Source organism: Streptomyces sp. NRRL S-495, from assembly GCF_000966955.1.
Taxonomy (GTDB): domain Bacteria; phylum Actinomycetota; class Actinomycetes; order Streptomycetales; family Streptomycetaceae; genus Kitasatospora; species Kitasatospora purpeofusca.
In genome coordinates this window covers 20,275-40,649 of the sequence record NZ_JZWY01000090.1, presented here as the reverse complement: position 1 = coordinate 40,649, position 20,375 = coordinate 20,275, and the positions used below count along the sequence as shown (strand labels likewise).

The 20,375-nt window shown below is 73.7% G+C and carries 18 protein-coding genes and 1 pseudogene; 9 read left to right on the top strand and 10 right to left on the bottom strand.

Translation table 11 applies throughout. The features are described from left to right. Positions 1-675, bottom strand: a complete 675-nt coding sequence (locus VR45_RS06680) for a rhomboid family intramembrane serine protease (protein ID WP_045938749.1) — start codon at positions 673-675, stop codon at positions 1-3. A 119-nt stretch (positions 676-794) separates the two neighbouring features. Here VR45_RS06680 and VR45_RS06675 point away from each other — a divergent pair, with 119 nt between their 5' ends. After that, positions 795-1,313 carry a YbhB/YbcL family Raf kinase inhibitor-like protein gene (locus VR45_RS06675; RefSeq protein WP_045938734.1) on the top strand — a complete coding sequence of 173 codons (519 nt, stop codon included), beginning with the start codon at positions 795-797 and terminating at the stop codon, positions 1,311-1,313. A gap of 126 nt (positions 1,314-1,439) precedes the next feature. On the opposite strand, the gene VR45_RS06670 is transcribed toward VR45_RS06675, so the two are convergent. Beyond that, positions 1,440-2,405 (bottom strand): YafY family protein, encoded by a 966-nt coding sequence (locus VR45_RS06670; RefSeq protein ID WP_045938733.1) that lies wholly within the window; start codon positions 2,403-2,405, stop codon positions 1,440-1,442. A gap of 180 nt (positions 2,406-2,585) precedes the next feature. On the opposite strand from VR45_RS06670, the gene VR45_RS06665 reads away from it, so the two are divergent. Both VR45_RS06665 and VR45_RS06660 read left to right on the top strand, forming a co-directional pair. Further along, positions 2,586-4,004, top strand: coding sequence for an MFS transporter (locus VR45_RS06665; RefSeq protein WP_234325859.1), 1,419 nt, complete (start codon positions 2,586-2,588; stop codon positions 4,002-4,004). A gap of 70 nt (positions 4,005-4,074) precedes the next feature. Further along, positions 4,075-4,287: a KTSC domain-containing protein gene (locus VR45_RS06660; protein ID WP_045938732.1), complete on the top strand. Its 213-nt coding sequence runs from the start codon at positions 4,075-4,077 to the stop codon at positions 4,285-4,287. Between the two features lie 29 nt (positions 4,288-4,316). On the opposite strand, the gene VR45_RS06655 is transcribed toward VR45_RS06660, so the two are convergent. From VR45_RS06655 to cyaB, 3 genes are all read right to left on the bottom strand, one after another. Beyond that, complete coding sequence (locus VR45_RS06655) at positions 4,317-4,601, bottom strand: DUF2087 domain-containing protein (RefSeq protein ID WP_045938731.1); 285 nt, start codon at positions 4,599-4,601, stop codon at positions 4,317-4,319. Between the two features lie 64 nt (positions 4,602-4,665). Beyond that, positions 4,666-5,286, bottom strand: coding sequence for an HhH-GPD-type base excision DNA repair protein (locus VR45_RS06650; RefSeq protein ID WP_045938730.1), 621 nt, complete (start codon positions 5,284-5,286; stop codon positions 4,666-4,668). Positions 5,287-5,432: 146 nt separating this feature from the next. Continuing rightward, complete coding sequence (cyaB, locus tag VR45_RS42105) at positions 5,433-5,993, bottom strand: class IV adenylate cyclase (RefSeq protein ID WP_159394132.1); 561 nt, start codon at positions 5,991-5,993, stop codon at positions 5,433-5,435. Positions 5,994-6,305: 312 nt separating this feature from the next. Here cyaB and VR45_RS06640 point away from each other — a divergent pair, with 312 nt between their 5' ends. From VR45_RS06640 to VR45_RS06630, 3 genes are all read left to right on the top strand, one after another. Next, on the top strand, positions 6,306-8,780 hold the full coding sequence (locus VR45_RS06640) for a terpene synthase family protein (protein ID WP_045938729.1): 2,475 nt from the start codon (positions 6,306-6,308) through the stop codon (positions 8,778-8,780). A 165-nt stretch (positions 8,781-8,945) separates the two neighbouring features. Then, positions 8,946-9,749: a VOC family protein gene (locus VR45_RS06635; protein WP_045938728.1), complete on the top strand. Its 804-nt coding sequence runs from the start codon at positions 8,946-8,948 to the stop codon at positions 9,747-9,749. After that, a complete protein-coding gene (locus VR45_RS06630) occupies positions 9,746-10,267 on the top strand; it encodes a DinB family protein (protein WP_045938727.1) in 522 nt (173 codons plus the stop codon). The genes VR45_RS06635 and VR45_RS06630 overlap by 4 nt, the downstream gene beginning before the upstream one ends. 37 nt (positions 10,268-10,304) lie before the next feature. On the opposite strand, the gene VR45_RS06625 is transcribed toward VR45_RS06630, so the two are convergent. Next, a complete protein-coding gene (locus tag VR45_RS06625; protein ID WP_045938726.1) occupies positions 10,305-11,051 on the bottom strand; it encodes a winged helix-turn-helix domain-containing protein in 747 nt (248 codons plus the stop codon). A 139-nt stretch (positions 11,052-11,190) separates the two neighbouring features. Between VR45_RS06625 and VR45_RS06620 the strand changes: the two genes are divergently transcribed. Continuing rightward, entirely contained in the window at positions 11,191-11,997 is an 807-nt protein-coding gene (locus VR45_RS06620; protein ID WP_045938725.1) for an isocitrate lyase/phosphoenolpyruvate mutase family protein, read from the top strand. Positions 11,998-12,044: 47 nt separating this feature from the next. Here VR45_RS06620 and VR45_RS06615 read toward each other — a convergent pair whose 3' ends face one another. Further along, entirely contained in the window at positions 12,045-12,533 is a 489-nt protein-coding gene (locus tag VR45_RS06615) for an Lrp/AsnC family transcriptional regulator (RefSeq protein WP_234325857.1), read from the bottom strand. A 159-nt stretch (positions 12,534-12,692) separates the two neighbouring features. On the opposite strand from VR45_RS06615, the gene VR45_RS06610 reads away from it, so the two are divergent. After that, positions 12,693-14,285: a pyridoxal-dependent decarboxylase gene (locus VR45_RS06610; protein WP_052708882.1), complete on the top strand. Its 1,593-nt coding sequence runs from the start codon at positions 12,693-12,695 to the stop codon at positions 14,283-14,285. Positions 14,286-14,298: 13 nt separating this feature from the next. Here the strand turns inward: VR45_RS06610 and VR45_RS06605 are convergent. Then, positions 14,299-15,044: pseudogene (locus VR45_RS06605) on the bottom strand (response regulator transcription factor). After that, entirely contained in the window at positions 15,041-16,384 is a 1,344-nt protein-coding gene (locus VR45_RS06600; protein WP_234325856.1) for a sensor histidine kinase, read from the bottom strand. Before VR45_RS06600 ends, VR45_RS06605 begins: the two are co-directional and overlap by 4 nt. Positions 16,385-16,618: 234 nt before the next feature. Between VR45_RS06600 and VR45_RS06595 the strand changes: the two genes are divergently transcribed. Beyond that, the gene (locus VR45_RS06595) at positions 16,619-18,826 is read left to right on the top strand and encodes an MMPL family transporter (protein WP_045938724.1); all 2,208 of its coding nucleotides are present in this window, start codon (positions 16,619-16,621) and stop codon (positions 18,824-18,826) included. 81 nt (positions 18,827-18,907) lie between these two features. Here the strand turns inward: VR45_RS06595 and VR45_RS06590 are convergent, their stop codons facing one another. After that, entirely contained in the window at positions 18,908-20,359 is a 1,452-nt protein-coding gene (locus VR45_RS06590) for a PLP-dependent aminotransferase family protein (protein ID WP_045938723.1), read from the bottom strand. Positions 20,360-20,375: the final 16 nt, after the last annotated feature.

Sequence of the window (20,375 nt, the reverse complement as noted above, 5' to 3'; positions counted from 1 at the left end):
TCAGATGCCCAGGTCGTCGAGTTCCTTGAGCAGGGCGGAGGCCGGGCTGCCGGGTGCCGTGCCCGGGCCGGCCGCGGCGGGGGAGTCCGGTGCCCGCCGGGGCCCGCGGTCGCGCAGCAGCCAGGCGCCGAGGAGCCCGCCGGCCAGTCCGCCCAGGTGGCCCAGCCAGCTGACCCCCTGGGCGCTCGGCAGCACGCCCAGCAGGATGTAGGAGTAGAGCGCGGCGACGACCACGCCGATCACCGTGTCCAGCGGGTTGCGGTCGAAGATCCCGCGCAGCACCACATAGCCGAAGTACCCGTAGACCACACCGCTGGCGCCCGCCGTGACGGCGTCGGGGCGCTCGAACCACCAGACCGTCAGACCGCTGGACACCACGATCAGCGCGGTCGCGAGCAGGAAGCGCCTCATGCCCCGGTACGCGGCCAGGAAGCCGAACGCGAACAGCGGCCAGGAGTTGGCCTCGATGTGGTCCCAGCCGAAGTGCAGGAACGGCATGGTGAGCAGGTCGGGCAGTTCGTCGAGCCGCCCCGAGCTCATGCCGTACTCGTAGGAGAGCCGGTAGTCGTCCAGCCAGTTCGCCACCTGGACCGCCCAGATGACGGCCAGCACGCCGAGCATTGTGAACAGCGCGGCACGGGAGTCACGGAGCAGTCGGGCGAATCGCGGAGCCATGTCCCGACTGTAGGGCCGGGCCGGGCGGTTGGTCACCCCACTAAGGTGAATCCTGTCCGTCGGCCCGCGTCCGGGCCCGGGCCTCCCCTTTTCCCCGCCGTGCCGAGAGGTGACCCTCCATGAGTGTGCGTCCGCCGCTGCCGTACGAATTCCTGCCGCAGGTGCCGTCCTTCGAGCTGACCAGCGAGGACATCGCCGAAGGCGGCACGCTGGCCCAGGAGTTCATCCACGCCGGGGGCAACCTGTCGCCGCAGCTGGCCTGGTCGGGCCTGCCGGAGGGCACCCGCTCGATCGCCGTCACCTGCTACGACCCGGACGCGCCGACCGGCTCCGGCTGGTGGCACTGGCTGGCCCTCGGGCTGCCCGCCGACACCGCCGGCCTGGCGCGCGGCGCCGGGGCCTCCGACGGCGACCTGCCGGGCGAGCACTCCTTCCACGGCCGCAACGACTTCCCGGGCAAGCAGTACGACGGCGCGGCCCCGCCGCCCGGGCCCGCGCACCGCTACGCATTCGCCGTGCACGCCCTGGACGTGGACGCCCTGGACGTCACGGCCGACACCCCGGCGGCCCAGATCGGCTTCCACATCACCTTCCACACTCTGGCGCGGGCCGTGCTCACCGCCGAGTTCGGGGTCTGAGGACCGCTCCCGACGGCAGCGCCGCCGCCCGTGGCCGGCGGGCGGCGGCGCTGTCCGTTTCCGGGCGGGGCCGGCTCGTTCGCTGACCCTGATCCGGCCCTGCTCCTGCCCCTTTCCGCTCCCGCCTCAGGCCGGGTCGGCGGCGCGGCCGGCGCGGTCGGCGAGGGTGCGCAGGAGGGTGCGGAGCTCGGGCGGCGAGTGCACCTCGAAGTCGCAGCCGGCCATCAGCAGGCGCATCGCCAGCCATTCCAGGGAGTCGGTGCGGGAGCGCAGCCGGCAGGTGTGCTCGTCGACCGGTTCCACCTCGGTGTCGCCGTAGCCGCCCACGCGGTGCCGGGCGTCCTCGGCGGAGAGCTGCAGGGTGGCGTCCATGGTGTAGGCGGAGGACTCCCGGCGGAGCTTGCTCGCGACGTACGCGGCGGCGTCCTCGGCGGGGAGCTGTCGCGGGGTGAAGCGGGCGCCGGTGGCGAAGGGGTCGCTGACCCGGTCCACCCGGAACAGCCGCCAGTCGTCCCGGTCGAGGTCGAAACCGACCAGGTACCAGCGGCGGCCGGCCGAGACCAGGCGTTCCGGCTCGACCTGGCGGCGGGTCTCGGCGCCGTTGCCGGCCCGGTAGCCGAAGCGCAGGCGCTCGTGGTTGGCGACGGCGTTGGCCATCACGGTGAGGTCCTCCGGGTCGACGGTCGGGCCGTCGCCGCCGAGCAGCGGGAGAGTGGCCCGGTCGAGGGTGGAGACCCGGTGGCGCAGCCGGGAGGGCAGCACCTGGAGCAGCTTGCCGAGGGCGCGCACCGAGGCCTCCTCGATGCCGACCACGGCGTGTCCGGCGGCGGCGCGCAGGCCGACCGCGATCGCCACCGCCTCCTCGTCGTCCAGCAGCAGCGGCGGCATCGCGGTGCCCGCGACCAGCCGGTAGCCGCCGACCGGGCCCATCGCGGCCTCGACCGGGTAGCCGAGCTCGCGGAGCCGGTCGATGTCGCGGCGGATGGTGCGGGGACTGACCCGGAGCCGTTCGGCGAGCTCGCTGCCGGGCCACTCGCGCGGGGTCTGGAGCAGGGAGAGCAGGCTGAGGAGTCGTGCCGGGGTATCGGTCATGAGGTCCAGGGTGCCGGAAGTCGAGGCCAGGATCTGACCTACATGCTTCCTAATGTGGTCCACGTGCTGATGACGGACGGCGACGAGGAGCGTGCGGTGCAGAAGGATTCGGGTTCGGGTGCGGGGGCCGGACCGGTGACGGTGTCGGACCGGCGGAGGTGGATCGCGCTGGCGATCGTGATGACCGCCTCCTTCATGGACCTGGTGGACGTCACGATCGTGAACATCGCGATCCCGAGCATCCAGGAGTCCACGGGCGCGTCGTTCTCCGCCGTGCAGTGGGTGACCGGCGGCTACGCGCTGGCCTTCGCGATCGGACTGATCACCGGTGGCCGGCTGGGCGACATCCACGGCCGGAAGCGGCTCTTCCTGATCGGCATGGCCGGCTTCACCCTCGCCTCCGCGCTCTGCGGTCTCGCGGGCGGCCCCGAGGTCCTGGTCGCGATGCGGATCCTCCAGGGCGGGACGGCGGCGCTGATGGTGCCCCAGGTGCTGTCCATCATCCACGCGACCTTCCCGGCGGAGGAGCGCGGCAAGGTGTTCGGCCTGTTCGGCGCGGTGGTCGGGCTGGGCGCGGTCAGTGGACCGCTGATCGGCGCGCTGCTGACGGAGTGGGACGTGCTCGGGCTCGGCTGGCGGCCGATCTTCCTGATCAACCTGCCGGTGGGGATCGCCGGTCTGGTGCTCGGCCGGATCTACATCGGCGAGTCGAAGGCCGAACGGGCGCTCCGGCTGGACCTGCCGGGCGTGCTGCTGGCCAGCGCCGGACTGCTGATGCTGATCTACCCGCTGACCCACGGCCGCGAGGCCGGCTGGCCGCTCTGGGGCCACCTGGTGATGGCCGGGAGCCTCCCGGTGTTCGCGCTGTTCGTCGCGTACGAGCGGGTCAAGACCCGGCGGGACGGCTCGCCGCTGGTGGAGCTGTCGCTGTTCCGGGTGAAGTCCTTCGCGGCGGGCATCGGCGTCCAGCTGACCTTCGGTGTGGTGTCCGGGATCTTCTTCCTGGTCTGGACCCTCTACATGCAGCTCGGCCTGGGCTGGAGCCCGTTGAAGGCCGGCGCGACCGGTATCCCGTTCTCGCTCGCGGTGTCGACGGCGGCCGGGGTCTCGGTGCAGCAGCTGGTGCCCCGGTTCGGGCGGAAGGTGCTCCAGGCGGGGGCCCTGGTGATGGCCGTCGGCGTGCTCGTCTACATCGCGGAGGCGCACCGGTACGGCACCGGCATCGCGCCCTGGCAGATGGCGCTGCCGCTGGTGGTGATGGGTGCCGGGATGGGCCTGATCGTCGCGCCGATCACCAACTCGGTGCTGGCGGAGGTCCCGCAGGAGCACGCCGGCTCGGCCTCCGGGCTGATCAACACGGTGAACCAGGTGGGCATGGCGCTCGGCCTGGGGCTGGTGTCGGTGGCCTTCTTCGACGCGGTGCCGGCCGGGGCGGCCGGGGGCCCGGCGTTCGTGGGCGCGTTCCAGCACGCGATGTGGTGGGTGCTCGGGGTGCTCGCGGTGGTGTTCCTGCTGATGTTCGCGCTGCCCGCGAAGCAGCGGGCGGAGGCCGCTCCGGCCGCCGCCGAGGAGACCGAGCGGGAACTCGCCCTGGTGTAGTCACCCGGTTGCCGGGCCCCGGTCGCGCGACGCGCGCGACCGGGGCCTCCGTGCGCACACTGGGAGGGCCATGGACCGCACCCCGGTGGACTCCTCGGCGCTGCGCTCGGTCGGCTACGACGCGGCGCAGCGCGTGCTGGAGCTGGAGTTCGTCCGCGGCGGCCGGTACGCCTACCTGGCCGTGCCGCGGCGGGTGCACCGCGAGCTGATGGCGGCGGAGAGCCACGGGCGCTACTTCCTCCGGGAGATCCGCGACCGCTACGAAGTCCGGCGGCTGGGGTGAGGCTTGTGAGGTGAGGCCGGTGCCGTCCGTCAGGCGGCTGTCGCGCGCCGGTAGCTGCTGCCGTCCTTGGCACGGGTGAGGCGGTGCCCCTCGACCAGGTAGCGGCGCAGGGCCGGGAAGTCGTCGTGGACCGAGCGCAGTGCCTCGTTGACCTCGACCTCGGTGTAGGAGCGGTCCGGCTCGAACAGCGTGCGGGCCAGGTGGTCCAGCAACTGCTCGCGGCGGACCGTCCGGCGGGGCACGGCGATCAGCCGGCCGTCGGGGGCGAACAGCGAGGACACGGTGGAGGCGGCGGGGGCGGCGGCATCGGTCATGCGCCGAGCGTCGCCTGCGGAGCGGCCGCCGGGCAACGGGTTTTCGCGGCCGGGAGCCCGCGGCTCAGGCGCGGACCTTGGTCCTCGCCCGGGCGTCCTTCGCGGCCTTCTCCTCCTTCGCGACGCGCTTCAGCTCCTGCTTGGTGGCGCGCACCTGCTCCAGCGACTCGGGCCCGGTGATGTCCGCGACCGAGCGGAACGCCCCGTCCTCGCCGTACGCCCCGGCCGCCTCGCGCCAGCCCTCCGGCCGTACGCCGTACTGCTTGCCGAGCAGCGCGAGGAAGATCTGCGACTTCTGTTTCCCGAACCCGGGAAGGGCGTTGAGCCGGCTGAGCAGTTCCCGCCCGGTCGCCACGTCCTTCCAGAGCGCGGCGGCGTCCCCGTCGTACTGCGCCACCAGGAACTGGCAGAGCTGCTGCACCCGTTTGGCCATCGCCGCCGGGTAGCGGTGCACCGCGGGCTTCTCGCAGAGCAGGGCGACGAACTCCTCCGGGTTGTAGGTGGCGATCTCGTGGGCGTCCAGGTCCTCGTGCCCCAGCCGCCCGGCGATCGTGAGCGGTCCGGTGAACGCCCATTCCATGGGCACCTGCTGGTCCAGCAGCATCCCGACGAGCGCGGCGAGCGGGCTCCGCCCGAGCAGTTCGTCGGCCTCGGGCTGCTGCGCGAGCCGCACGGTGACGTTCATGGGCTGACCTCCTCGGAGCATGGACTCGGGTCGCGCCCAGTCTGCTGGACGGGCGACGAGGGGGCGGTGTCAACACGCCATGACCAGCTGATTCCTTGGAACCGCCGGTTGGTTCGTCGGCGGACTTCTGTGCGCCGACGGCGCCGTCATTCCAGACCGAGGGTCAGATGGGGATAGCCGAGGCGGATCCGCTCACCGAGTCCGGCACCGGGGCCGAGGCCGCCGATGAACGCCTCCAGCCGGGCGGTCGCCTCGGCGACGGTGGCCGCCTCCCCCTTGAACTCGAACTCGACGAACTCGCCCAGCCCGGCGACCCGGTCGAAGGCCACCGCGATCCCGTCGACGTGCCACTCCTCGCGGGTCTTGTCCACGACCGTCAGCTCAGTGAAGTCGAGCGAGGCGAGCAGCCGCCGCACCGCCTCGGCGTCGGCCACCGTGCTCTCGTACTCGTCGCAGTGCGTCTTGACCGGCGAGGCGATCGGATGGAACCGCTTGAAGTTGACCGACGCCGCGCCGTCCTCGACCCGCACCCGCAGCCACTCGGAGACCACCTCCTGGTCGAGGAAGTCCCGGTGCGGCGCGTTGTAGTACGTGTCGACCTGCCGGGACGGACTCCCCGGCCGCGCGCCGAGCGCGGCCAGCCGCTCCTTCAACCCGGCGGCCGGGCCGACGAGTCGGAACTTCTGCTCGACCTCGGTGTACTTCACGGCGGTGCGCCCCTGTCGGTAGTCGGGTGTCGGATGTCGGATGTCGAGCGCCGAACTCGCCGCTGCGGGCGGCGTGGTGGGGTCCTCGGCCGGCGCGGTCCGAGCGTAGTGGTTCGGCGGGCGCCGGAAGGGTGGGGTGGAGCCGATCAGTCGCACGAATGATCCAGTGGCGTGAGGCGAGTTGATCAGGTGTTCGACTGGATCGGATCGAACTGGTCGATCTCATATGACTGTTCCGGTTCTCCGGTCGGGAGTGCGGTGGCCGGGTCATGCTGTGTCGGCCTTGTCGACGCGTCCAGAAAGGCTCGCCCGGTGTCCCAGCCGTTCGAACTGCCCTCCTTCTACGTGCCGCACCCGGCGCGGCTCAATCCGCATCTCGACGAGGCCAGGGCCCATTCCTCGGTGTGGGCCCGGGAGATGGGCATGCTGGAGGGGTCGGGGATCTGGACCGGGGCGGACCTGGACGCCCACGACTACGGGCTGCTCTGCGCCTACACCCACCCCGACGCTTCGGCCGAGGTGCTGTCGCTGGTCACCGACTGGTACGTGTGGGTGTTCTTCTTCGACGACCACTTCCTGGACGTCTTCAAGCGGACCAACGACCGGGTGGGCGGCAAGGCGTACCTGGACCGGCTGCCGCTGTTCATGCCGGCCGACCCGGCCGCGGCGATGCCGGAGCCCACCAACCCGGTCGAGGCCGGGCTGGCGGACCTCTGGCGGCGGACCGTGCCGGCGATGGGCGAGGACTGGCGGGTGCGGTTCGCCGAGAGCACCCGGAACCTGCTCAACGAGTCGCTCTGGGAGCTCGCGAACATCAACGCGGGCCGGGTCGCCAACCCGGTCGAGTACATCGAGATGCGCCGCAAGGTGGGCGGCGCGCCGTGGTCCGCCGGGCTGATCGAGTACGCGGCCGGGGCCGAGGTGCCGGCCGAGGTGTCGGGGGCGCGGCCGCTGCGGGTGCTGATGGACGCCTTCTCGGACGGCGTCCACCTGCGCAACGACCTGTTCTCCTACCAGCGCGAGGTCGAGGACGAGGGCGAGCTCAGCAACGGCGTGCTGGTGCTGGAGAAGTTCCTGGAGTGCACGACGCAGGAGGCGGCGGAGGCCGTCAACAGCCTGCTCACCTCGCGGCTCCAGCAGTTCGAGAACACCGTGGCCACCGAGCTGCCGCAGCTGTTCGCCGACACCGGGCTCGACCCGGTGGGCCGCGCCCGGGTGCTGGCCTACGTCAAGGGGCTGCAGGACTGGCAGTCCGGCGGGCACGAGTGGCACATGCGGTCCAGCCGGTACATGAACGGCGGTGGTGCGGCGGCGGACGCGACCACCTGGTGGGACCCGTTCGCGATCGGCGGGGTCGGGACGTCGGCGCTGGACGTCCTGAAGTCCGGCGGGGCGCTGGGTGATCTGGCCGAGGAGCTGGGCTCGTTGAGCCGGTCCGGTCCGGTGACGCGGGACTGGTCACCGACGGTCGGGGAGTCGCCGGTGGCGGCCCTGCTCGGCGCGCTGCGGGGGGCCGGGGCCTCCCTGGAGTCGCCCGGGACCGGGCTGATCGGCGGCTCGCGCGGCGACGTCGAGCCGGGGGTGCGGCGGGCGCGGACGCACGCGCACGTGCCGTTCCAGGCCGTCGGGCCGTCCCGACTGCCCGAGTTCCGGCTGCCGTTCACGGTCGAGCTGAACTCCTGCCTGGAGGCCTCGCGGCTGCACACGATCGAGTGGGCGGGCCGGATGGGCCTGCTGGCGCCCCGGCCGGGAGACCCGACCGCGGGCATCTGGACGGCGGCGGACGCGGCCGACTACGACCTCGCGCTCTGCGCGGCCGGCATCCATCCCGACGCCAGCGCCGACCAACTCGACCTCACCACCGACTGGTTGCTGTGGGGGACGTACGCCGACGACTGGTTCCCGCGGGCGTTCGGCCGGACCGGCGACCTGGCCGGGGCCAAGGCCGTGCGCGAGCGCTACCTGCTGCTCATGCCGGTCGACGGTGAGCCCGGCGCGGAGCCGCTGAACGCGCTGGAGCGCGCGCTGGCCGACCTCTGGGCGCGGACCGCCGGCCCGATGGCGGCCGAGGCGCGGGGGAAGTTCCGCGCCGCCGTCGACACGATGGTGGAGAGCTGGATCTGGGAGCTCAACAACCAGGTCCAGAACCGGATCCCGGACCCGGTCGACTACCTGGAGATGCGCCGCGCCACCTTCGGCTCCGACCTCACGATGGCCCTGTCCCGGCTGGCGCACGGGAAGGTCGTGCCGGACGACGTCTACGCCAGCGGCCCGATGCGATCGCTGGAGAACGCGTCCTCCGACTACGCGGCGCTGATGAACGACCTCTACTCGTACCAGAAGGAGGTGGAGTTCGAGGGCGAGGTGCACAACGCCGTCCTGGTGGTGCAGAACTTCTTCGACTGCGACTACCCGGCGGCGGTGCGGATCGTCGACGACCTCATGCACTCGCGGCTCGACCAGTTCCGGCACGTGGCGGCCGAGGAGTTCCCGGTGCTGTTCGAGGACTTCGGGCTGGACGGGCCGGCCCGGGCGACGCTCGCCGGGTACGTGAAGGAGCTGGAGAACTGGCTCGCCGGGATCCTGATCTGGCACCGGGACTGCCGCCGGTACCGGGAGGAGGACCTGCTGCGGCACTTCGGGCAGGAGGCGGTCGGGGCGGTGACGGCGGATGCGGTGGAGCCGGCCGGTGGCGCGGTGGGCGCGCTGCCGCTGCGGCCGACCGGGCTCGGGACCTCGGCGGCCTCGGTGGCGGGCGCCTTCGGCCGGGTCGCGGTCGGGTCCTGAGGGGCCCGGGATCGATCGGAGCCTGAGCGGACGGCGCTCGGATGTCTGCGGCGGCCCGTCGGGGGCTCGGTCCTCCCGGCGGGCCGCGGGCCTTTGGCGCGCGCACCGGCAGGGTACTGGCTAGGGTGGCGAATCGGGACGAAACGCCACACGAGAGGCTTTGCCATGCCCGTGCTACCCGAGGGAACGCCCTGCTGGGCCGACGCGATGTTCACCGACCTGGAGGGCGCGAAGGCCTTCTACGGCGACGTACTCGGCTGGACCTTCGGTGAGTCCTCCTCCGAGTACGGCAACTACACCCAGGCCTACTCCGACGGCAAGGCGGTCGCGGCCATCGTCCCGCCGATGCCCGGCCAGGACGGGACCGCGGTGTCCGCCTGGTGCCTCTACCTCGCCTCGCCCGACGCCGCCACCACCGCCGAGAAGATCCGCGCCGCCGGGGGCGAGGTCCTGATGGGCCCGATGGCGGTCGGCGAGTTCGGGTCGATGGTGATCGCCAAGGACCCGGCGGGGGTGGTCTTCGGCGTCTGGCAGGCCGGTACCCACGAGGGCTTCGAGAAGCAGGGCGCGTCGGGCGCGTACACCTGGGCCGAGGTGATCACCCGTGACGAGACCGCCGCCGACCGCTTCTTCCCCGCCGTCTTCCCCTACGCGGTGAAGCGGATGGACTCGGAGCAGGTGGACTACAAGATCTTCCACGTCCGGGAGCAGCCGGTGCTGGGCCGGATGCTGGCGGGACCGACCGACCTGCCGGCCGAGGCGCCGAACTACCTCAGCGTGTACTTCGCCGTGGACGACTGCGACGCCACCGTCGCGAAGGTCACCGGCCGGGGCGGGAAGCTGTACTTCGGCCCGATGGACAGCCCGTTCGGCCGGTTCGCGGCGGTCGGCGACCCGCAGGGCGCGGCGTTCGGCGTGATCGACCTCGGCCGGACGGCCGGCGACATGCCGGTCATGGTCGCGGAGTGAGCGCGCCGCAGCCGGCGGGAGCGTCCGCGCTCGGCGGCGAGCGGGCGGACCTGCTGCAGACCCTCGACAAGCACCGGGGGTTCCTGCGCTTCACGGTCCGCGACCTCACCGACGAGCAGGCCGCCCGGCGCACCACGGCCAGTGAGCTGTGCCTGGGCGGGCTGATCAAGCACGTGGCCGGGACGGAGGCGGGCTGGATGCGGTTCGTGGTCGGCGGCGCGGACGCGATGGCGTCCGAACCCGTCGACTGGGAGGGGCAGTTCAGGATGGCCGAGGGGGAGACCCTGGCCGGGCTGCTCGCCGGGTACGAGCAGGTGGCCGCCGCGACGGACGCGCTGGTGGCGAGCCTGCCGGACCTGGACCTGGCGCATCCGCTGCCCGCCGCGCCGTGGTTCGAGCCCGGCGCCGTCTGGTCGGTGCGGCGGGTGCTGCTGCACATCATCGCCGAGACGGCGCAGCACGCCGGGCACGCCGACATCATCCGGGAGTCGCTGGACGGGGCGAAAACGATGGGCTGAGGGGCCGATGGGCCGAGGACGGTGGAGCGCCGTCGGGTCAGGCGGGCAGGGGCTCCACGCCGAGCAGCTCGCGCAGGGCCCGCTCGCCGTCCGGGGTGACCCGCAGCGCGCGGCCGGAGCCGATCCGCTCCACCCAGCTCCGGTCCAGCGCCGTCCGGCAGAGCAGCGCGCCGAAGGCTCCGCCCAGATGGTTGCGCCGCTCCGTCCAGTCCAGGCAGGTGCGGACCACCGGGCGGGCACCGGCGCGTCCGGCCCGGGGCGGCAGCTCCGCGCCCAGGTCGGTCAGCCAGGCCCGGCCGGCGGCGGTCAGAGTCGGGCCGTCCTCCTCCGTCACCAGGCCGCGGGCCAGGACGGCGTCGCCGACCGTCACGCCCAGCCGGCCGGCGAGGTGGTCGTAGCAGGTCCGGGCGCGGGCCTCGGCGCTCAGCCGGGTGCTCTCGCGCAGGGAGCGCGGGGCGGGCGACCCGGTGGCCGACGGTCCGCCCGGCGTTCCGGCCGACGGTCCGCCCGGCGTTCCGGCCGGGGAAGTGAAGGAGGACAGGTCCTCGATCAGTGTGGCGACCTCCGGCCCGGCCAGCCGGACGTAGCGGTGCCGGCCCTGCCGTTCCTCGGCCAGCAGACCGCCGTCGATCAGCCGGGAGAGGTGCTCGCTGGCGGTGGACGGTGCCACGCCCGCGTGGCGGGCGAGTTCGCCGGCGGTCCAGGCGCGGCCGTCGAGCAGGGCCGTGCAGAACGCGGCTCGGGTGGGGTCGGCGAGCAGGGCGGCCAGTCGGGCGAGGGACATGGGTCCATGGTGCCCCGGGGACGGTTCGGCGGGCGCCGAAACGTCCCGGTCCTAGGGTCGGTACCCCCGGGGCACCGCTTCCGACGCCCGGGCTGCCGGGGATCCGTCCCGATCCCCGTTCGTACGAGAGGACCGTCCGATGAGCACCGCCCCGCTGGACACCCCGTTCGCCGCCCTCCACCGCCGCCCGGGTGAGCCGCTGCTGCTTCCCAATGCCTGGGACCATGCCTCCGCCGCCGTCCTCGCGGAGCAGGGCTTCGCCGCGATCGGCACCACCAGCCTCGGCGTCGCGGCGGCGGCCGGGCTGCCCGACGGTGCCGCCGCCACCCGGGACGAGACGCTCCGGCTGGCCCGGCGCCTCGGCCGGTCCGGGCGCTTTCTGCTCTCCGTCGACGTGGAGAACGGGTTCAGCGACGACCCCTCCGAAGTCGCCGCTCTGGCAGTCGAGTTGGCGGAGTCCGGGGTGGCCGGCATCAACCTGGAGGACGGCCGTCCGGACGGCATGCTCACCCCCGTGGCCGTGCATACCGCCAAGATCGCCGCGATCAAGGCCGCCGCGCCGGCGCTCTTCGTCAACGCCCGTACCGACACCCACTGGCTCGCCGTGCCGGATCCCGCCGAGGAGACCGACCGCAGGCTCGCCGCCTACGAAGGGGCCGGCGCGGACGGCCTGTTCGTCCCCGGGCTGACCGACCCGGCCGCCGTCGCGCGGATCTGCGGCACCGTCACCGCCCCGCTGAACATCCTCTACTCCCCGACCGGCCCGACCCTGGCCGAACTCGCGGCCCTCGGGGTCGCCCGGGTCAGTCTCGGATCGCTGCTCTACCGGACCGCCCTCGCGGCGGCCGTCTCGACCGCCCTCGCCGTCCGCGACGGTGCCCCGGCGGCCGCAGCCGGCACTCCCGGGTACGCCGCCGTCCAGGGCCTGTACGCCGACGGGCGGTAGGGGCGGGGCCCGGCCTGCGACGGCGCTCCGAGGGTGGGACGGGGGCGTCAGTCGTTCGTGAGGTACCGGCGGCCGGGTATCTGCTCGAAGATCAGGTTGGTCCGGGTCTGCGCCACCGCCGGGTGGGTGGTGAGGTGGTCCACGACGAAGTCGCGCAGTTCCTCCGGCCCGGCCACGCCCACGTGCAGCAGGTAGTCGTCGGATCCGGCCATGTGGAACACCGCCAGGACGCCGGGCAGGTCGGGCGCGGTGCCGCGGAAGCTCTCGTTCTGCTCGCGGGTGTGCGCCCGCAGCCGGACCGAGATCATCGCCTGCAGCGGCAGCCCGATCGCCGCCGGGTCGATCTCGGTCCGGAAGGCGCGGATGATGCCGCGTTCGCGCAGGGTGCGCACCCGTGCCAGACAGGTCGAGGGGGCGATGCCCACGGCCTCGGCGAGCGCGTTGTTCGGCGTGCGGGCGTTCTCGGCGAGGACGCGCAGAATCGCGCGGTCGATGTCGTCGACGGACGCCCGGTGGGCCTGCGGAAAATTCGGCACGTTGCCCAGAGTCGCCGACCCGGCCGCACATTGGCAAGGCAAACATGATCGATTTCGAATCTTGTTCGGAAGACTATCGCCGGGGTGCGGAGAAGTTCCATTCTGGCGGGTGAGCGGCTCCGGCCGACCCCCGCCCAGCGAACCCGGAGTGCCGCGTCCATGAGCCCCACGACCGCCCCCGCCCTCGGACTACCGCTCCCGGCCCAGGCTCTCGCCCCCGCCACCCCCGTCGACATCGCCGACATCGACGCGGAGCCGGAGCGCGGGGACTTCGCGATACCCGCCGAGGGGCTCACCGACGGCGAGCGGCTGCGCGCGCTCGACCGGATGGACGGCTACCTCACCCGCAAGCGCCGGCACCTGGTCGGCTACCAGGCCACCCAGGAGCTCGCGGGCAGCGCGCTCGACCTCGCCCGCTTCATGCTCAGCAACATCAACAACCTCGGCGACCCGTTCCAGAGCGGCGGCTACAAGCCCAACACCAAGGTCGTCGAGCGCGCGGTGCTCGACTACTACGCGCGGCTCTGGCACGCCGGGCCGTCGTACGACCCGGCCGACCCGGAGTCCTACTGGGGCTACATGCTGTCCATGGGCTCGACCGAGGGCAACATGTACGCGCTCTGGAACGCCCGCGACTACCTGACCCGGCCCGGTGCGCCCCGGCCGGTGGCCTTCTACTCCGAGGACACCCACTACTCCTTCGCCAAGGCCGTCCGGGTGCTCGGCGTCGACACCTTCGCCGCCGTGGGCGCGGCGGACTACCCCGGTGAGTGCCCGCTCGGCGGGGACTGGCCCGCCGAGGTGCCCTCGGTGCCCGGCCCGTCGGGCCACTCCTGGGACGGGTCCGGGGCCGTCGACGCCGAAGCGCTCGCCGTCCTGGTGGAGTTCTTCGCGGCGAAGGGGCACCCGATCTTCGTCAACTTCAACCTCGGCAGCACCTTCAAGGGCGCCCACGACGACGTCCGGGGCGCGTGCGAGCGGCTGCTGCCGGTCTTCGAGCGGCACGGGCTGCTGCCCGGCGCCGGGGACGACGCCCGCCGGGGCTTCTGGATCCACGTGGACGGCGCGCTCGGCGCCGGGTACGCGCCGTTCCTGCGGATGGCCGCGGCGGACCCGGCGTTCGGCTGGACGCCGGAGGCCGACCTGCCGGAGTTCGACTTCGGCCTCACCCTGCCGACCCGGGCGGCCGGGGAGTCCGGGGAGTCCGGGGAGTCCGGGGAGGTCGACATGGTCGCGTCGATCGCGATGAGCGGGCACAAGTGGGCCGGAGTCCCGTGGCCCTGCGGCGTCTTCATGACGAAGACCAAGTACCAGCTCGAACCGCCGACCCAGCCCGAGTACATCGGCGCCCCCGACAGCACCTTCGCCGGCTCCCGCAACGGGTTCTCGCCGCTGGTGCTGTGGGACCACCTGTCCCGGCTCTCCTACCGCGACCAGGTCGACCGGATCCGCCGCTCCCAGGAGCTGGCCGAGTACCTGGAACGCCGGCTCCGCGAACTGGAGCAGGAGACCGGCGCCGAGCTCTGGCCCGCCCGCACCCCGGGCGCGATCACCGTGCGCTTCCGCAAGCCCAGCCCCGCGCTGGTGGCCAAGTGGTCGCTCTCCTCCGAGAACGTCTCGACCACCCCCGGCGACCCGGCCGGCCTGCGGGGCTATGTGCACGTCTTCCTGATGCCCTCGGTCGACCGCTCCAAGCTGGACGCCCTGCTCGCCGACCTCGCCCGGGACCCGGTGATCCTCGGTACCGAGTGACGTCCGGGTCGCCCTAGACGTGCCCCCCGGCCTGGTCGCCGCCCCCCGTGCGGGCGGTGATCAGGCCGGATTCGTAGGCGGCGATGACCGCCTGGGCGCGGTCGCGGACGTCCAGCTTGCCGAAGATGCTGGTGATGTGGTTCTTCACCGTGGAGTGGCTGATGTCCATGGACCGGGCGATTCCGGTGTTGTCGAGGCCGGTGGCCATCAGCCGCCAGACCTCCACCTCGCGCGGTGTGAGCTCGCCCGTCACGGCGGCGGCGATGGGCGGCGGCGAGGTGTCGAGGGGCGCCCGGACGTAGGTGGAGATCAGCCGGGAGAGCAGGCGCGGCGCGACCACCGCCTCGCCGGCGTGGACGGTGCGGATCGCCGCTCCGAGGTCCTCCGGCGAGACGTCCTTGGGGAGGAATCCGTGGGCGCCGAGACGTCCTTGGGGAGGAATCCGTGGGCGCCGGCCCGCAGCGCGGCCACCACGTACTCGTCCATGTCGAAGGTGCTGAGCGCCAGGACCTTGCAGTCGGGCAGGGTGCGGGACAGCTCCTCGGTGGCGCCGACGCCGTCCAGGACGGGCATCCGGATGTCCATCACCACGACGTCGGGGCGCAGCCGGTGGGCGAGGGCGACGGCCTGTTCGCCGTCCTCGGCCTCGCCCACCACCTCCACGGACGGGTCCGGCGAGAGGATCAGCGACAGACCGCGCCGGACCAGCGGCTGGTCGTCCACGAGGAGGACCCGGATCGGGGGCGTCGTGGTGGTCATCGGGTCACCTTCCCGTGCTGGACGGCCGCCTCTGCGGTCTCGTCGGGGGCGAGCGGCAGTTCGGCCAGGACGGCGAAGCCGCCCTCCGGCCGGGGACCGGTCCTCAGCGTGCCGCCGTGCAGGGCGACCCGTTCGCGCATGCCGATCAGGCCGTACCCGCCCCGCTCCCCGGCGGCCGGACCGGTGTCCGGCGACGCGAAGCCCGCGCCGTCGTCCCGCACCTCGACGGTGATCCCGTCCGGGCGGTAGCCGAGCCGGACGGTCGCGCGGGCCGGTCCGGCGTACTTGCGGGCGTTGGTGAGGCCCTCCTGGACGATCCGGAACACCGTCAGGCCGACGGTCGGCGGCAGTGGCTGCGGGGCGCCGTGGATGCTGAGTTCGGTGGGCAGTCCGGCCCGGCGGGACTCCTCGACCAGCCGGTCGAGGTCCTCCGTCCCGGGCTGCGGCGAGGGCGGGGCGGCGTCCGGTTCGTCGCCGGCCCGCAGGACGTTCAGCAGCTGGCGCATCTCGCGCAGGGCCAGCCGGCCGGAGGACTCCAGGGTGACCAGGGCGTCCCGGACCACCTCCGGGTTCGCGAGGTTGGCCCGGGCGCCGCCCGCCATCAGCTGCATGGTGGTGATGTGGTGGGCCACGATGTCGTGCAGCTCCCGGGCGATGCGGCGGCGTTCCTCGGCCACCGCGCGATCGGCCAGCAGCTGGCGGTTGGCCGCGACCTCGCGCTGCCAGCGGGAGATCGCGAGGCCGCCGCCGGCCACGAGCGCGGTGGAGGCGGTGGCGGCGATGGCCTCCCCCCAGGAGGGGGCGCCGATGCCGCTCTGGCTCAGCATCGTCGCCGCCGCCGTCGCCACGCCCGCGGCGGCGGTGACGCGACCGCTGCAGTGCCGGGCGACCGAGTACACGGCCACCGTGAGGACGGCGCCGAAGTGGGTGCCCATCGGCGCGAGCACGTTGGCCAGGGTCTCCAGCACCAGGACGGCGGTGAGCGCCCGCACCGGGCGGTGGCGCCGGGCGAGCAGCGGCAGACCCGACAGCAGGAGGACGAGGAAGCCCGGCACGCTGATGCTGCGGGTGCCCTCCACCTGGCTGAAGAGCAGGTAGGCCACCAGGTCGAGCAGGCCGGCGCCGACGGCCACCAGCGCGTCGGTGTGGCTCCACGGGGTGCCGTCCGCCCGGCCGCCGATGTGCCCGGTGCGGTTCCGGAGCCAAGTCCGGTTCCCGGGGCCGGGCAGGTCGACGGGAGCGGGCAGGTCCAAGGGGCCCGGCAGGTCCGCGGGGGCCGCCGTGCCCGCTCCGGGGCGCTGACGCCCGTCCATCTCGGTCCTCCCGGGCTGATCAGCCATGACGCCCCCATTCTGGCACCGGCCCGCCGGGCCGGGCGTGGTCCCCGCGGCCGAGAGCCGGAGGCCGGGCCCAGGACCACGGTCCCGGGTCCGGGCGGGCCGGGGGAGCAGGACCCCCGGCGCGGATCGTCCGTCGCCCCGACGCCGGACCCCCCTTCCGCCTGATGGTCTGGGAACAGGCCGGGAACCCCCGGTTCCGAAGCCGACGTTCGCGTCCGTCCACCGGAGGGCTGCGTGATCCGCGCACTGACCCGTTTCTCGACCAGGAACGCGTGGAAGGTCATCACCCTCTGGGTGGTGCTGGGCATCGGGCTGGCCCTGCTGAGCCCGATGCTGATCTCCCGCGTCACCCAGTCGCAGAGCGGCGACTTCCTGCCCGCGAGCTACGACTCGGCGGCGGCCCTGCGGATCGCCGAGGAGAACTTCGGGATCGATCCGGACGCCACCACGGTGACGGTGCTGGTCGCCCGGACCGACGGCAAGGCCCTCACCCCCGCCGACGAGAAGCGGATCGGGGCCGAGGCGGCGAAGCTGGCCCAGCGCCGGGTGGAGATGCCCCGGGAGAAGGACCAGCCGGCCTTCCTGGTGCCCGACCGCTCCCAGACCCCCAAGCTCGCCCCGGCGATGGTCGCCCCCGACCGGAGCTTCGAGCTGCTGGCCGCCGAACTGACCGGCAACGCCGCGGACGACGGCGTCCAGAAGGTCTACCGGGCCTTCCGGGACGCGACCCGCGCGCAGTTCGCCGAGGCCGGGATGCGCACCGGGTTCACCGGTGGCCTGGCGGAGGCCGCCGACTCGGCCGACGACAACCGGACCGCCACCACGATCGGCGGCGCCCTGGTGATGGGCCTGATCGTGCTGCTCAACGTGCTGGTGTTCCGCAGTGTGCTGGCCGCCGTGCTGCCGCTGCTCGCCGTCGCCATGATCAGCGGTGCGGCCGGCGGGGCCGTGGCCGGCGCCGCGTCGCTGACCGGGCTCAAGCTGGACGCCTCCACCCCGGGCCTGATCTCCGTGGTGCTGCTGGGCATCGGGATCGACTACCTGCTGTTCCTGCTCTTCCGGTTCCGCGAGCACCTGCGGGCCCGGCCCGAGCAGCCCGCCCGGGAGGCCGCCGCCGAGGTGGCCGGCCGGGTCGGTACGGCGATCACCTCCGCCGCGCTGACCATCGTGGCCGCCTTCGCGACCCTGGGTGTCGCCAGCTTCGGCCAGTTCCGCTCGCTCGGCCCGGCCATCGCGGTCGCCGTCCTGGTGATGCTGCTGGGCAGCCTCACCCTGATGCCGGCCCTGCTCGCCGCCTGCGGCCGCAAGATGTTCTGGCCGTCCAAGAGCCTGCGCCGGCAGCCGCGCGAGGGTGCCGCCGCCCGCTTCGGCGAGCTCGTCGCCCGCCGGCCGGCCGCGATGCTGTTCGCCTCCGTCGCGCTGCTCGGCGCGCTGGCCGCCGGGACGGTCGGGATCCGGATGGACTACGGCCAGGGCGGCGGCTCCAAGACCGCGGCGGCGGCCACCGCCACCGAGATCTCCCGGGCGCTGCCGGCCGGCGTGTCCGACCCGACCGGCGTCTACCTCACCGCCGCCGGCGGCGGCACCGTGGACCCGGGCCGGCTGGACGGCCTCTCCCGCGCCCTCGGCAAGGTCGAGGGGGTCGGCCAGGTCGGCGGCACCGTGCTGAGCCCGGACGGCCGCGCCGCCCGGATCGACCTCTACCTGACCGCCGATCCGCAGAGCGCGAAGGCCCGCGAGCTGGTCTCCGGCCCGGTCCGCGCCGCCGTCGCCGCGAACACCCCGGCCGGTACCAGCGCCCATGTGGGCGGCACCGCGGCGATCTTCGCGGACATCTCGGTCGCCGTCGACCACGACCTGGCCGTGGTCTTCCCGGTCGCGGCCGCCCTGATCGCCCTGATCCTGCTGCTGCTCCTGCGCAGTCTGCTGGCCCCGCTGGTCCTGATGCTCGCGGTCGGGCTCGGCTTCGCCGCGACCCTCGGTGCCTCGACCCTGCTGTTCCAGCACCTGCTGGACAAGCCCGGCGTCAGCTTCACCCTGCCGCTGGTGCTGTTCCTGTTCGTGGTGGCGCTGGGCACGGACTACAACATCCTGATCACCGACCGGATCCGGGAGGAGATGCAGCGGCCCGGTCCGGTCCGCGGCGCCGTGGCCCGGGCCGTCCGCCACACCACGCCCGCCATCGCCACGGCGGGACTGGTCCTGGCCGGCTCCTTCGCCACCCTCGCCACCACTCCGGGCAGTGAGCAGGTCGCCTTCGCGATGACGCTCGGCATCCTGCTCTCGGCGCTCGTGCTCTCCCTGGTCCTGGTGCCGGCGCTGGCCGTGCTGCTCGGCCGGGGCCTCTGGTGGCCGCTGCGGCCCACCCCGCGCCACGCGTCCGCCGGGGCGGAGGCGGTGGCTCCGGACCGGGAGCCCGCTCCTGAGCGGCTGAACGCCTGAACGCCTGAACGCCTGAACGCTCGGAGCCCTCGTACCCCCCTCGGCGCCCGGCCTGCCCCCGCAGGCCGGGCGCCGAGGGCTTCACGTCGTGTCCCCGTGCTCCACCCCCGGCAGCAACCGCCGGTAGGCGACGCCGAGTTCGGCGATCCCGCGGGCCAGCCCCTCGCACCCGACCGTGGCGTAGCTGAGGACCAGCGCCGGCGGCCGACCGGTGTCGGTGAGGGTGTGGAAGCGCCCGCCGCGGATCAGCACCGAGCGGCCGCGGGCCGAGCGGATCAGGGCGTCCTCGTCCACGGCGGGCGGCAGTTCGAGGTACGCCTGGAGGCCGCCGTCCCCGCCGAGCACCCGGGTGCCGGGCAGCTGCCGGGCGACCTCCCGCCGGACGACCTCCCGGCGGCCGGCGAACTCCGCGCGCAGGCGGCGCTGGTGGCGGTCGAGGCCGCCGCTGTCGATGAAGCGGGCGAAGGCGAGCTGTTCCAGGCCCGAGCAGCCGATGTCCCAGCCCGCGCGGACATGCTCCAGTGAGGCCATCAGCTCGGACGGCGCGGCGAGCCAGCCCAGCCGCAGCGCGGGGGCGAGGACCTTGCTGGCGCTGCCCGCGTAGACGACCCGGTCCGGCGCCAGGCTCTGCAGGGCCGACGGCTGGCCGGAGCGGCTCCGGTAGGCGTTGTCGTAGTCGTCCTCGATGACATAGCCGTCGACCGCCCGGGCCCAGGCGATCAGCTGTTCCCGGCGGGCCCGGCTCAGGCACGCGCCGGTGGGGAACTGGTGGCCGGGGGTGGTCAGGACGGCGCGGGCGCCGGACTGTTCGAGCAGGTCGACGCGGATGCCCTCGGCGTCGACCGGGATGCCGACCGGCCGGATCCGGGCGCTCGCGATGAACTCCCGTTCGCCGGGGTGTCCCGGGTCCTCCACGGCCAGGGTCCGGTGCCCCCGGTCGCGGAGGACCCGGCAGAGCAGGGCGAGGCCCTGGGCGAAGCCCGAGGTGATCATGAGGTCCTCGGAGCGGGTGCGCACCCCGCGGACCCGGCCGAGGTAGCCCGCCAGGATGTGACGGGTCAACGGGACCCCGGCGGGCGGGGAGTAACTGAGTTCGCGGTGGCCGGCGGCGCCCAGCGCGACGGTGACGCAGCGGATCCACTCCTGGCGCGGGAAGGCGAGCAGGTTGGAGGTGCCGGTCCGCAGGTCCCAGGCGGCCTCGCCGCCGTCGCCGTCCACCGGGGCGGAGGCGGAGGTGGCGGCCGCGGCGGTGAGCGCGGAGGACACCGGGGCCAGGCCGCCGCCGTTCTCGGCGACCGAGGTGCCCGAGCCGCGCCGGGTCACCAGGTAGCCCTCGGCGGTGAGTTGTTCGTACGCCTCCACCACCACACTGCGCGAGACGCCCAGGTCGGTGGCGAGCTGGCGGCTGGAGGGTAATCGCGTTCCGGCGCGGAGGGTCCCGTCCTCGACCAGGCGACGTACCGCGTCACGCACTTGCAGGGCGAGTGGGACGCGTGAGCCGCGATCGACGTCGAGGGCCAGATGCCAGGCCAAGTGGCCTCCTGTGCAG